Origin of the sequence: Streptomyces sp. NRRL F-6676, from assembly GCF_000725625.1 — a bacterium.
Taxonomy (GTDB): Bacteria; Actinomycetota; Actinomycetes; order Streptomycetales; family Streptomycetaceae; genus Streptomyces.
On the sequence record NZ_JOHS01000040.1, the window covers coordinates 74,015 to 87,238 of the forward strand.

The window sequence follows — 13,224 nt, forward strand, 5'->3', positions numbered from 1 at the left end:
CGCCGCTCCTCGCCTCACTCGCGCCCTACGGGACAACTAGCGGTTCAGTGTCGATCACTGCCGGCATCTGGTAGCGCTGAGTATATCTCCTGATGGCACCAACCACCCCTGCTCCTGGTGGACCATCGAATTGGAAGTAGGGAACCCGCCCTGTAGCCGTGGCCATCTGGAAAGTAGCGGCAGCCTGCTTCCTGAATTTTTTCCCGAGGATGAAATTAGCGGGTTTCGCCTGAGCTACGTATGTGTCACTCACGGCGTCGAATTCTCGACCTTCCGGGTCATTCTCGAATTTTACCCGTGATTCTCCGCCGAGGCGCTCGGCCAGGGCATCCGCCGATGCATCGGGCTTGTTGACTTTTACCAGATCGCCCATTCCGCCGTTCATCGATGATCCGGAAGACGATGAGCCAGACGCATCGGCTGATGCTTCGGAGAACGCCTTTCCCAGCAGACCGGCACCGTTTTGGGCAGCCGTGTAACCGGTGACAGTGAGGCCGGCGCCGCCTGCAATGGAAGGGGCTCCTGCTATGCAAAGGACGCCTGTCCCGCATTCGACGAATCCGGAGGCGCTAAGCAGGAGGCCTCCGGCTCCAGTGCCTGTGCCGACAGTGAACTGGAACAGCCCGTTCCAGAAGTTCGGATCATGGGCCAGGGTGTTTCCGTAGTGCAGGACGGGCGCAACCGTTTCTTTACCCCAGTCGACGAAGTCGTCCCACCAGCTGCTGCCGCCGCTGCTTGTTGAGTTGCTGCTGCTTCCACTGTTGTAGGTGCCGCTGTTGTCGCTGCTACCGCCCGTGCCGCCTCTGCCGGCGGTCTCCTTGTTGGAGTCCGCTGGATCGCCATGGAATGTGCCCGGGTCTTTGTTCAGGGGGTTCTGGCCGAATCCGCCGCAGATGTCCTTCGTGCAGAGTCCCGTGGGGTCGCTGTAAGTGATGGGGTTGTGGGCGCTGTAGGCATAGCCGCCGATGGTTTGGGGCTTGTCCAGCTCGAGGACGGGGTCGACGCTGATGAAGCGGCCTGTGGTGGGGTCGTAGTCGCGGGCGCCGATGTGGGTGAGGTCGGTGGTGGGGTCGATGTCGCCGCCTACGAAGCCTTTCTGGCCGGGCCAGAAGGTGGGGGCGGTGCCGCGGGGGGCTCCGTAGGGGAGGGTTTTGCGGCGGTTGAAGGCGAGGGTGGTGGCGGAGATGGACAGGGTGTTGGTGCCGTGCGGGTCGGCGACGAGGATGCGGACTCTTCCGTCGCTGCTGGTGCGTACGGCTGAGCCGCCGGGCACGGTGTAGTAGCGGGTCCCGGCCAGGGCGCTGGTGGATTTGGTGAGGACGAGTTCTTGTCCGCCGGGCAGGTAGAGAGTGGTGGCGGTGGGTTCCCGCTTGAGGAGGCGGGTGCCGTCGGCGTCGTAGAGGAATCTTGTGGTGGCGCCGGAGACGGTGGAGGCGGCGAGCTTGCCTTCCTCGTTCCAGGTGAGCTCCTGGGCGGGGCCGCTGGCGGGGGTCTTCTTGGTCAGGTTGCCGGTCGTGTCGTACTGATAGGCGTCGGCGCCGGCTGCTCCTCCTGTGGCGGTGACGGTGCGGACGGCGTGGGGCTGCGCGGCGCCGGTGGTGGTGGGGTAGCTGTAGGTGCGGGTGGTGTCGGCGGTGACGGGACCTGCCATGTGCTCGGTTTCCGTGGCGCGGTCGCCGCTGCCGGTGAAGGTCCAGCTGGTCCAGTAGGGGTCGGTGGTGCCGAGAGCGGGGGCACCGGTGCCGTTGACCGATGTGGTGGTGCAGCCGTCGCCCGTGGTCCAGGCATCGCTCAGGCGGCGGGCCCAGTCGTAGGTGAAGCACTGATCGTCGACGACGGTGCCGTCGTTCTGGTCGTCGCGGATCCGGGTGATGTTTCCGACGGTGTCGTAGGAATACTTGATGTTGGAGAGGGTTTTCGGGCCGGCGGCCTGGCGGTCGGTGATCGAGGTGGCCAGGCGTCGGGTGATGGTCTCGTAGCTGAGGGTCTGGGTGACGAGGGTGCCGGCGTTGCCGAGCTGGGCCTGGGCGAGTTCACCGAAGGGGGTGTAGGTGGCGCCGCGCAGGTAGGCCTGGTTCAGGGTGCCCTCGACGATGGAGAGCTGGTCCTGCACGTAGTGATCGGTGACTTCTTCCGCGGGCAGGGCGGTGGTGGCGTTGGTGTTGGTGGTGCTGTAGGCAGTGGTGCTGGGCAGGTTGTTGACGGGGGTGGCGGTGGTGGCGACGGTGTAGGTGCCGGCGAGTTTTTCCTCTCCGGTCACCGAGGGCACTGTCACCTTGGTGCCGGTTGAGTTGCCTGCGGCGTCGTAGCCGGTCACTTCCGTCTTGTAGGCGGCGGCTGGGGTGACGGAGGTGTCGTAGCGGGTGGAGGTGGCGGGCAGCCCCTTGCCTCCGGTGGCGGTGTCGTACGTCCAGTCGGCGAGCTTGGTGCCGGTGGTGGAGCCGATCCGCAGGCTGGTCTTGCGGCCGAGTTCGTCGTAGGTGGTGGCCAGGGTGGTGTTCCGGGCGTCGGTGGTCGTGGCGATGCGGCCGTCCTTGCCGTAGACCGTGGTGTTGGCTCCCTTGTCCGGGTCGCTGGACGCTGTCTGGCGTCCGCGCAGGTCGTAGGTGTAGGTCCAGGTGTTGCGGCCGGATGCGTCCGTGACCTTGGTGAGGTTGCCGACCGGGTCGTAGGCGTAATGGGTCGCTTCGTAGTGGTCGGCCGGGGCACTGATGACCGGGGTGCGGTCCTTGTATTCGCGTCGTTCGATCGTGCGGCCGCGGATGTCGCTGATGGCGAGTTCAGCCGTTCCGCCGTCCGGGGGCAGCGTGGCCGTCCAGATGTCGCCGTAGGTGGTGGTGGTGCGCCACTTCTCCACGTTCAGCGACAGGGTCAGGGCGGCGGTGGGGCGGCCCCGGCCGTCGTACTCGGTGACCGTCGATGCGGGAATCTGGTTCGGCGTGACGGTGAGCAGCGTGGTGGAGACCGGCTGGTCGTTGTAGAACGGTGCGTCGGTCTGGAAGGCGCGGCCGTGCGTGTCGTAGAAGGTGTCGGTGATGGTGCGTCCGGTCACGCCTACGGCGTCGGTCTGGGTTTGACGCTCGCGCAGGAGGGAGTCGTAGAGGGTGACGGAGGTACCCCAGGTGCCGTCTTCGCGGCGCTGCTTGGTCGTGACGGTTGACGGCGCGGTGGCAGAGACGTTGTAGGTGAAGGTGGCGTTGGGGTCGTCGGTGGTGGCCCGGCCGGTGCTCCATGCCTTGGTCAGGCGGCCCAGGCTGTCGTATTCACTCGTCGCCGTGCGTCCGTTGGCATCCGTGGTCGCAAGGGCCAGGCCGCGCAGCCCGTCGAAGCTGGTGGTGGTCGTCTGGCCCTTGGGGTTGGTGACGGTGACAGTGGTCGGCTGTGCCCCGGTGGCCGGCTTGTAGGTGGTGGTGGTCGTCTGTCCGTCCTGGCCCTTGCTGCTGGTCACGCGCCCGTACCGGTCGTACGAGGCCTGGTTGGTGGTGTCCCAGGTCAGAGCTCCGTCGTCGCCGAGTTTCGACGCCTGTTCGGTCTTGGTGACAGTGACCTGGCCAGGCTTGGGCGCGGTGCCCAGCGACTGGCCGTCGTAGAAGGTCCGGGTGGCGCTGGTGACGGATGTGTTTCCGGTCTCGCCCTCGCAGCGCGGAGAGCTGAGTGCGACCACTTCGCTTGGGTAGGCGATCAGCCAGTTGCTCTTGTCGGGGGTGACGTAGGTGGTGCGGCTGCACACGGGCTTGACGCCGTGATCGGTGTCTCCGTTGTCGCCCTCGGAGGTGACCAGGCCGTAGACCGGGTCGTAAGTGCGGGAGGTGGTCAGCGTGCGCCACGTCGCGCCGTCGTCGAGGAGCGTGGAAGCCTTCTCGGTGACCGTCCCGGACAGATGGGCGACGACGTCGGGGAGTTTGGGTCCGGCGGTTCCCGACTTGTCGGGGTCGGTGATCCCGGTGATGTGCTGGGTGGCGGTGGCGTCGGATTCCCAGGGGGTGTAGGTGGTCTTGGCGACAACCTTGCCGCCGGTGCCGTCCTTGTCGTAGGTGCGGGTCTCAGCGGTCCGGCCGGAGAAGTCGTTACGGTCGGTGATGCCGTTGACCTTGGGCACGTCCCTGGAGCTGCCGTCGGACAGAGTGTCGCCGGCCATGCCGAGGAAGTACGTGCTCTCGGTCTTGGTGCGGTTGGTAGTGCCGGTCAGGGTACGCACCGTGCCGTAGCCGCGGAAGTCGTTCCAGCTGCGCTGCTTGTCGAGCGTGAACTCGTTCGTGTCGCGTCGCCAGTTCGGGCCGTCGGCGTACTGGTAGGTCGTGGTCTTCGACGCCGAGCCGGTGCCGGCGGTGGTGTCGTCCTCCACCACCTGGGTCACCACGTACTTGTGGAACCAGTCCTTGACCGGGTCGACTGCGCCGTCCGGCGTCCACCAGGACGGGTAACAGCGCTTGGTGTTCTTGTCCGGTGCGGGCAGGTCGCCGGTGGTGCACTCTGCGGGGCTGTAGGTGACCAGCGTGTCGGCGCCGGTCTCGCTGGTGATCCGGGTGATGCGGTACTTGTTCAGCGGGGGGCGGCCCTCGGCGGAATCGACCCGGTTCGGCATCAGCGTGCCGCCGGTGGTGATCTTCGTCGGCGACTTGATGTCGGGCAGCGCACCGGCTTTGGCGGTGTGCTGGATCGAGGCAAGCCACAGCGCGGGCGTCGAGACGTCTCCAGTGCCGGGGTATTGGTGCGTCAGGGTCCAGGTGTCGACCGGCTGCATCGTGCTGCCCTGCAGGGCGAAGGTGTTGACCGTCGTCAGGCGCTTGCGCGACCAGAACGACGGGGACGCTTCCAGGCATTGCTTGTCGGCTGTGCAGTCCAGGTCCACCGGCACGTCCGGCCAGCTGGTGGCGTGGTCCTCGTCGAAGGTGCAGTTGGACAGGCACCGGTCCGCCACGCCGAACTTCACCTGACCCGCCGGGTTGGTGGTGGTGAGCGCTTCACCGGCACGCAGGCCGTAGTCGATACGGGTCAGGTAGCCGCCGCGGATATAGGAGACGGGGTCGTCGATCTTGTTGTTCTGCGCGTAGTGGCCGGTCTCCTTGGTGTAGTACAGGGCCATGGCGTCGTTGTGCGGGTCCATGACGTAGTCGAGGTTCCAGCGCCAGCCCTGGGTCTGCACCGAGGAGGCGAAGTCCGTGTCGTGGCCGGGTTCACCGCTGTGGTTGCCGTAGACCGGAACGGTGAAGACGGAGTTCGTCTCGTTCTTGCCGCTGCTCCACCCGGGCAGGCGGTTCTTCCCGAACCAGTACTGGGTGCCGTCGACGGTGGTGAGCTTCCAGTACTCGTGGTCCTGGTCGCCGTTCACATCGTCCGGGGCACTGCCCTTGATCAGCTCGACGCGTGAGCCGTCGTCTTCAGCCGGCTTCCACAGACTCTTCCCGGAGTCCCACACCAGAGGAGTGGACCGGCCGTTCAGCGACAGGGTTGCGTTCTGGGACTTCCAACACAGATCGCCAACCTTCTCGGTGTTGTTGCCACCCTGCTTGTCGTTCTCACACGGGGCATAGGTGCGCTCGATGTAGCCGGGCGAGTACTCCCAGCCCTCACCGATCCACGAGGTCTGATTGTTGGTGGAGGACGTCCGCCCGTCCACTGCCGAGGAGTTGTAGGACAGCCCCACTGTGGGCTGCAGACCGCCCGGCACCGACGGCACCGCGAAGGGAACACTCCAGCCGAACCCGCCGGAGTTCCCGCCTGCAGACCACGACCCGGACGGGGCCAGCGACGTCGCCTTGAACGAGCCCTCCTCACCAGACGCACCGGCTTCGGCGGCCAGAACCACCATGCTCTGCGCGGACGTCTTACCGGCTGCCGGCGCAGACGAGCCGGACGCGCCCTGGGCGGGGGGAAGCGCCACAGTCGCGGTCAGGGTGTGAGCCTCTGTGTCGTTGTCCGTCGCCAGCGGCACGCCCTGGCGGCACTTGGCAGTCTCCGGCGTGGTCAGGGCGCAGGCGGGAAGCCGCACCAGATGCAGACGCGAGGCCCATTCGGCGCCGTACGCCGAGTCGATGCCCGCGTAGTCCACCTGAACATCGGCCGCCCCAGCCGTAGAGGTGTCAGTGGACTGAAGCGACAGCAGCAGGCCCTCGATCCCGGCCCGTTGCGTGGCTTCGTGGTCGGCAACCGTCACGTGCACGCGGTTGGGACCGGCGACAGCAGCGGCACGGAATGCACCCTTGCCGCCCAGGGCGGGACGGGAGGGCCTGCCGACGCGCACTGGGAGCGACCCGGCCTGCACCCGGCGGGCACGGCGCTTCGCGTCCGCACCCGCAGCGGCGGCCGGCAGGGAGACGTCTGCTTTTCCTCCGGTCGGCCACGTCGGTTTCCCGGGAGGGTGCCAGATGTTCAGGTCGGACTGCGAACGCACTGCCGCGTGATGGGAGACCAGGTCCTTGCCCGGTACTGATGTGGGTTTTGGCACCGGACGCGGCGAGAACTTGGCAGCGGGTGCGGCCCAGCCAGGCGCTTCGAGCAGGGTCAGACACAAAACCACGGAGAGCAGGCCCACCAGAGTGGTGACCAGGTGACGCACCCGCAATGACCGATGAGCCGAAAACGGCATGCCCGAACTGCGGCGTAACGCCATGGAAATCCCCACCCCTAGGCCTGATCACTAAAAAGATCAGATACAGGAAAGCCGAATGGATGCCCCATGCACAAGAGGGCAGCCGAAGTCTCTGGAATTCCATCGGTCCGCCCTGCCGAGCAAAACGATCTTCATGAGGTCATCATGATGAAACACGCCTCAACCTGCAACAATGAAGATCAAGGCGGAGTAATCTTCACAAAGAGGAGAAATGTGGAGGATCTGTGATTACGTGTGCGGTAGTCGCCGTAAATCAAGCGTTGCGTAGGTTTAAGGCCGTGACTTGGCGATTTAATCTGCAGGTTCCACGTACTCTCCGAGGCGTGCTTCCTGAAAGGACCCCGATGAAATATCCTCAGCGCGCACGTGGCAGAAAAAGACGTGCGGCAGCGGCTCTCCTTGCCCTCGCCTTCCCGGCGGCAGGCGTCAGCGTGCAGACCTTTCCCGCCGCAGCCGCGGCTCCCGCCGTGACAGAAGACGGTTCACCCTTAACGCCTCTGACCAGCTCCGAGAACAAGGCGTCTGCCCTGGCCGCGAAGACCGGGCACCCCGTCGAGGTCCTGGACCGGCGTGAGGAAGACGCCGAGACCTTCGCCAACCCCGACGGCACCACCACACGCCGCCAGTACTCCACTCCCACATGGTCCCGATACGAGGGTGTGTGGAAGAAAGCCGACGCCACCATGGTGCAGCGTCCTGACGGCTCGGTCGGCCCGGCCTCACCGACCTTCGGTATCACCTTCTCCGGCGGCGGCACCACCCCGCTGGCCACCATGACCAAGGACGACAAGCAACTGTCCCTGTCCTGGCCCACCGCCCTGCCGCAGCCCGTCCTGGAGGGCAACACCGCCCTGTACAAGGCGGTCCTGCCGGACGTCGACCTCAAGATCAGCGCCGAGGTCGACGGGTTCGCGGAAGACCTGATCATCAACACCCCGCAAGCCGCAGCTGATCCAGCCGTGCATAGCATCAAACTCGGTGTCGCCACCGTGGGAGTCACTCTCACCGAAGATGCTTCCGACAACCTGACCGCCACCGACGCGGACGGCAACGTCGTCTTCAGCGCCCCGCGCCCCAAGATGTGGGAGCAGCCGGCCGCCACCGCGACAGCGTCCAAGAGGTCCCTCACCGCATCAGGAGACACGGAGGACCAGCCCAGCACAGGGCCCGTGGGCGTCGAGGTCTCCGGCAACACACTCACCCTGACCCCGGATCCCACCCTGCTGGCCACCGCCGACCAGTTCCCGCTCGTGGTGGACCCTCCCTTTTCCGGCGGGAAACGCGAGAAGTGGGCCGTCGTCTACTCCGCCACCCCCAACGCCGACTACCCCAATGGCTCCGGCTGGAACTCCGACAATCCCAAGGACGAACCCCGAGTCGGCTTCAACGGCACCGGCAAAACCCGCTCCTTCTTCGCGATGAACACCGACGGCCTGGCAGGCGCGGACATCCTCAAGTCCACTTTCGCCGCCGTCGAAACCTACTCCTGGGGATGTGACGCCTCAGCTGCCGGGGCAACCGAGCTGTGGTCCACCGGCGGTATCGGCACCACTCCCACCTGGAACAACCAGCCGAGCTGGGCGGACAGGCTCGACTCGGCCTCCTACGCCCACGGCAATCCCACCTACTGCCCGGGCTCTCTCGGTCACGACTACCACTCCACAGCACTCACCAACTACGTACAGAAGGCGGCCGACAACGGCTGGGGCACCCTCGTCTTCGGCCTGCGGGCCGACAGCAGTCACGAAGGCGATCACGATAGCTTCAAGCGGTTCACCAACAACCCGGCCCTGGAAGTCACCTACAACTACAAGCCCACCGTCAACGACCACGACGCCTACGAAGGCTCGTGGAGTCCTGGCGGAGACGGCAACAAACCCGTCTCCTGCAACGGTCTGATCGGTAACAGCGGCATCGCGCTCACCGCCAAACTCGGCGACAAGGACGGCGGAAAGGTCACCGGTGAGTTCTCCGTGACCAACTCCGCCGGCACCACGGTCGCTTCCCCCACAGACAGGGTCTCCACCGGTCAGGTCGCCTCCGTCACCGTGGCAGCGAGCAAGCTCCCCAATGGGTCGTACACCTGGAAGGTCCGTGCCAAGGACGAGGAGAACACCTACAGCGCTTACACCGCGTCGTGTAGTTTCTCCGTCGACCGCGTCGGCCCTGCCGAGACCGTCAAGGTCACCAACACCGACGGCTCAGCAGCCAACCAAGCCACCGACATCTACACTGCCCGCGAACCCGTCCAGCTGCAGTTCTCCAATACCGCCAACGACCTGGCCGGTTTCTGCTGGACCACTGACCAGTACGTGTCCATTTCCAGCGCCCGATGCTCGAACGGCAACTGGGTGAGCGTCAGCGCCGATCAGCACAGCGCACGTGTCACCGTGACCCCCAGTGGCACGCCGAACAGCACCTTGCACGTACTCGCCTTCGACAAGGCCGGCAACCACTCCCCCTACGACACGGACACCGACGCCGTCATTCTCAGCACGGCCCCTTCCGACTTCGTCTACGCCCCCGGCAAGGACCCCGGCGCCGGCCTGGCACGGACAGACCTTGCCGGTGACATCACTGGCGACGGCTACACCGACATGGTCGCCGTTGACAACACCGGCAAGCTGCGCCTCTACGCGGGCGACGGCACCGGCAAAGTCTCCGCCGCCGAAACCGTCGGGACGGGTGGCTGGGGCGGCGCCCTCATCGCACACCGCGGCGACCTCCGCGGCTTCACCAGCCCCGGTGCCGCCATCGACGGGTACGAGGACTTCGTCGTCCGCCTCAGCAACAACAAGCTCTACGTCTACGGAGGCGACGGACAGGGCCGACCCGCCTACGACACCCGGACCGAGCTCGAACACACAAATGTCGACGACGCCACCGACTGGAGCCGCGTCCGGCAGCTCATCGCCCCCGGGGACATCGACAAGAACACAGCTGAGGGCCACGCCGCAGGCAACGACCTCATCACCATCGAATGCACCACAGCCGCCTGCACCAACGCCAAGCTGTACCTGTACACCGGCAACACCGTCGCCGGCGGAGGACAAGACCAAACCGAACCGTTCGACCTGAACAACCGCACAGTCATCGGCAACGGCGGCTGGAAGGACTACACCAACCTCGCCATCGGTGACCAAAACGGCGATGGTGTCCAAGACATCCTCGCCCGCGACCCCAGCACCGGCGAGTTGTTTCTCTACCCTGGCCGCCTCACCAACGGCACCTTCTCCCTCGGCTCACGCACCCTTTACGGAACAGCGGGCTGGGACCAGCGCCCCCACCTCGCTTCTCCCGGCAACGTGCAGGGAACCGTTACCACCGCCACCTACAGTGATCCCGACGCCGGCACCGACACCACCTACCACCAGTTCCAGCCCACCACGGGCGAAACCTACGGCGATTTCTGGGCCACCACACCCGCCGACACCGGCTACACCGTCAACTACACCGATGCCGGCGGCGCAGACCAGACCACCACATGCCCAAGCGGCTGCCTTCTCTTCTATCCTGGCGGCCCCACCACCCACCGCAAACCGCAACTCGTAGGCGCCAGCGGTTGGGACACCACCATCACCAACATCTCCTGACCGCGCTGCGCACAGGGGCGGCGGATGCCGGCCGAAGGGGAGGCGTTCACCGCCACCTGTGGAGCGCGAGCGACCTCCCCCGCCGGCCAACGCCCCCTACCGCGTAGCGAACCCGTACGCCGTCTCCGAGCGGTACGTCTGGCCCGCGTCCAGGCGGGTGCTGGGGAACTCCGGTCGGTTCGGGGAGTCCGGGTAGTGCTGGGTCTCCAGCGCGACGCCGTCGCCGGCCACGAACGGCGCCGGCAGATGGTCGCCGGTGTACACCTGCACCCCCGGCTCCGTCGTCGCCACCGTCAGTACCCGCCCCGACGCCGGGTCGTACAGCTCGGCCACCGGCTCCGCCACCCCCGTCACGCCCTTGTCGAGCACGAGGTTGTGGTCGTACCCGGTGCCCACCTTCCGCGCCGTCCGGAAGTCGAACCGCGTCCCGTCCACCGCCGCCTCCTCCCCCGTGGGGATGAGGTCAGCGTCCACCGGCGTGTACCGCCCCGCGGCGAGCGACAGCTCGTGCCCCGCCGCGCCACCCGTGCCGGGCGCGGCCCCCGCCAGGTTCCAGTAACTGTGATTCGTCAGGTTCACCACGGTCGCCGCGTCCGTCACCGCCTCGTACGCGATCCGCAGCGTCCCGTCCGCGTCCAGCGTGTACGCCGCGGACACCTCCAGACGGCCCGGGAACCCCTCCTCGCCGTCCGCCGAGACCCGGGACAGCCGTACGCCGTGCTCGATCTCCTCGACGGCCCACACGCGCTTGTCGAAGCCGTGCTCGCCGCCGTGCAGGGAGTTCGGCGCGTTGTTGGCGGCGAGCGTGTACGTCCGGCCGTCGAGCGTGAAGCGGGCGCCGCCGATCCGGTTGGCGTACCGCCCGACCAGGGCCCCGAAGTACGGCGCGGGACAGCCGAGGTAACCGTCGAGGGAGTCGAAACCCAGCACCACGTTGGCGGTGCGCCCCTCGCGGTCCGGGACCTCGACGGACTGCACGATCCCCCCGTACGACAGCACCCGCACCCGTACCCCGGCCCGTTCGAGCGTGCAGCGGTGCACCTCGGTGCCGTCCGGAAGCGTGCCGAAAAGTTGATTCATGGGGAAAGGCTAGGGCCTGTCGTTTGGATCAGGCCGCAGGAGGGTGACGGTGTCGACTCAACCGCCGGTGAGCGGGGTCTGGTGCGTGCAGCTGCAAGGCGGAGGAGGGAGTCGATGCGGTGGGGGTCCCCCCTGCTCGAACGAAGTTGAGAGCTTGGGGGAGGCCCTAGGTCACGGGCTTCTTCGCGGTGATGGTGCGGTAGGCGATCTGGGCGAGTCGGGCCTGCCCGTCGCGGCTGGGGTGGAACCAGTCCCAGTGGCTCAGCTGGGCCGGGCCGAAGCGGTAGTCGTGGACCGCGTTGCCGTCGAACCGGCAGCGGGCGTCCTCGGCGCAGACCTCCTTCAGCACCTTGTTGTACGCCTCCACCCGCTTCTGCACGGCGTCGCGGCGCAGCGTCGCCTTCGTGTCCAGCGCGTCGGCGTCGCCGAGCATGGAGGGGCAGATCCCCAGCTTCCAGATCTGTTTGCCGAGCGCGCTGGTGCGGCCCTGCGCCCACAGCCGCTTGAGGTTGGGCACGCTCGCCACGTACACCTGACTCTTCGGCAGCTTCGCGCGCAGGGTGGCGAGCGCGTCCTTGAACTCGGCGCGGAAGTCGGCCACCGGGGTCATCTGCCTCGTGCTGTCCCGGCAGGCGTCGTTGGCGCCGGCCATCACCGTGACCAGCTCGGGCCTGCGGCGTACGGCCTTGGCCATCTGGGCCGGCACGTCGGCCATCCGGGCGCCGGTCACCGCGTAGTTCCAGCTGTGCGTGGCGGCGTCGGCCTTGCCGAGGAGCCGTACCGCGAGGCTGTCGACGGAGGCGTCGCTGCCGGTGGCCCAGGAGACGGCGGGGCAGTCCGAGAGCACGTTGCAGGCGTCGAAGCCGCGGGTGATGGAGTCGCCGACGGCCGCGATCGAGTCGGGGCTCGTGTCCCAGACGGGGGCGGAGCGGCTGGTGGCGGCGGAGTGCGGGGTGCCGCCGCCGGAGTCGCAGCCGGCCGCGCCCAGTACGAGGGCGGCGGCCACCGCGGCCGCGGCCCGCATCCGGCGGTTCTGGCCGCGCGGCGCCTGGTTCCCCATCCCCTGGTTCCCCTCCTGATCGGAAACTGATCGCGAATGTGTGGCCTCTGTGGTGAACGTGACCGTCCGGTGATCCGTATGCAGAAGACGGGCGTGTTGGCGGCCACGGTCGCTCAGTGCCGCGTCCCGATGGGTGAAACCTCGGGGTTCACGCGCACTGGGACCGACGGTACGTCACACTCCCGGCACCGTCGCACGGTAGCCTCGCCACGTGGCCGCCCCCGCCACCGTCGTTCCGTAAAGTTACACAATGCGCCGCTCTGCCCGGAGGTTCAGGTGACGACACGTGGAGTCCTGTACGTGCACTCCGCGCCCCGCGCACTGTGCCCGCACGTCGAGTGGGCGATCGCCGGCGTGCTCGGGACCCGGGTGAGTCTGGACTGGATCCGCCAGCCGGCCTCGCCGGGGACGTGGCGGTCGGAGTTCTCCTGGCGCGGTGAGGCCGGGATCGCCTCCAAGCTCGCGTCGGCGCTGCGGGGGTGGCAGCTGCTGCGGTTCGAGGTGACGGCCGAGCCGTGCGCCGCCGCGGAGGGGGAGCGGTACAGCTGTACGCCGGAGCTCGGGATCTTCCATGCGGTCACCGGGATGCACGGGGACATCCTGATCCCGGAGGACCGGTTGCGGGCGGCGCTGGTGCGGGCCCAGCGGGGGGAGACGGAGCTGGAAGGCGAGCTGGCGAAGCTTCTCGGCAAGCCGTGGGACGACGAGCTGGAACCGTTCCGCTACGCGGGCGAGGGCGCGCCGGTGCGGTGGCTCCACCAGGTCGTCTGAGCTGCGGTCCGGTTGCGCACCGGGGGTGCGCCCGGGATTTTCTCGCCCCCGCCGCCCTTGCCCTTCCCGTCCCTTCAACGGGCTCCGCCCCTTGGACCCCGGGGTGC

5 protein-coding genes are annotated in these 13,224 nt (G+C 67.3%); 2 read left to right on the forward strand and 3 right to left on the reverse strand.

The genetic code is table 11. The features are described from left to right. Positions 1-25 precede the first annotated feature (25 nt). Positions 26-6,613, reverse strand: a complete 6,588-nt coding sequence (locus IO29_RS40090; RefSeq protein WP_158709338.1) for a restriction endonuclease fold toxin — start codon at positions 6,611-6,613, stop codon at positions 26-28. Positions 6,614-7,044: 431 nt separating this feature from the next. Here IO29_RS40090 and IO29_RS22835 point away from each other — a divergent pair, with 431 nt between their 5' ends. Next, a complete protein-coding gene (locus IO29_RS22835; protein ID WP_158709339.1) occupies positions 7,045-10,206 on the forward strand; it encodes a hypothetical protein in 3,162 nt (1,053 codons plus the stop codon). 96 nt (positions 10,207-10,302) lie between these two features. Here IO29_RS22835 and IO29_RS22840 read toward each other — a convergent pair whose 3' ends face one another. Together IO29_RS22840 and IO29_RS22845 are read right to left on the reverse strand one after the other, a co-directional pair. Then, complete coding sequence (locus IO29_RS22840; protein ID WP_030382136.1) at positions 10,303-11,286, reverse strand: aldose epimerase family protein; 984 nt, start codon at positions 11,284-11,286, stop codon at positions 10,303-10,305. A gap of 166 nt (positions 11,287-11,452) precedes the next feature. Then, entirely contained in the window at positions 11,453-12,346 is an 894-nt protein-coding gene (locus IO29_RS22845) for an SGNH/GDSL hydrolase family protein (RefSeq protein WP_030382894.1), read from the reverse strand. 276 nt (positions 12,347-12,622) lie between these two features. Between IO29_RS22845 and IO29_RS22850 the strand changes: the two genes are divergently transcribed. Next, a complete protein-coding gene (locus IO29_RS22850; RefSeq protein ID WP_030382895.1) occupies positions 12,623-13,117 on the forward strand; it encodes a DUF3145 domain-containing protein in 495 nt (164 codons plus the stop codon). Positions 13,118-13,224 lie beyond the last annotated feature (107 nt).

Coding starts and splice junctions, on each gene's coding strand:
- IO29_RS40090 (WP_158709338.1), bottom strand. CDS start 6,613: ATGGCGTTACGCCGCAGTTCGGGCATGCCGTTTTCGGCTCATCGGTCA.
- IO29_RS22840 (WP_030382136.1), bottom strand. CDS start 11,286: ATGAATCAACTTTTCGGCACGCTTCCGGACGGCACCGAGGTGCACCGC.
- IO29_RS22845 (WP_030382894.1), bottom strand. CDS start 12,346: ATGGGGAACCAGGCGCCGCGCGGCCAGAACCGCCGGATGCGGGCCGCG.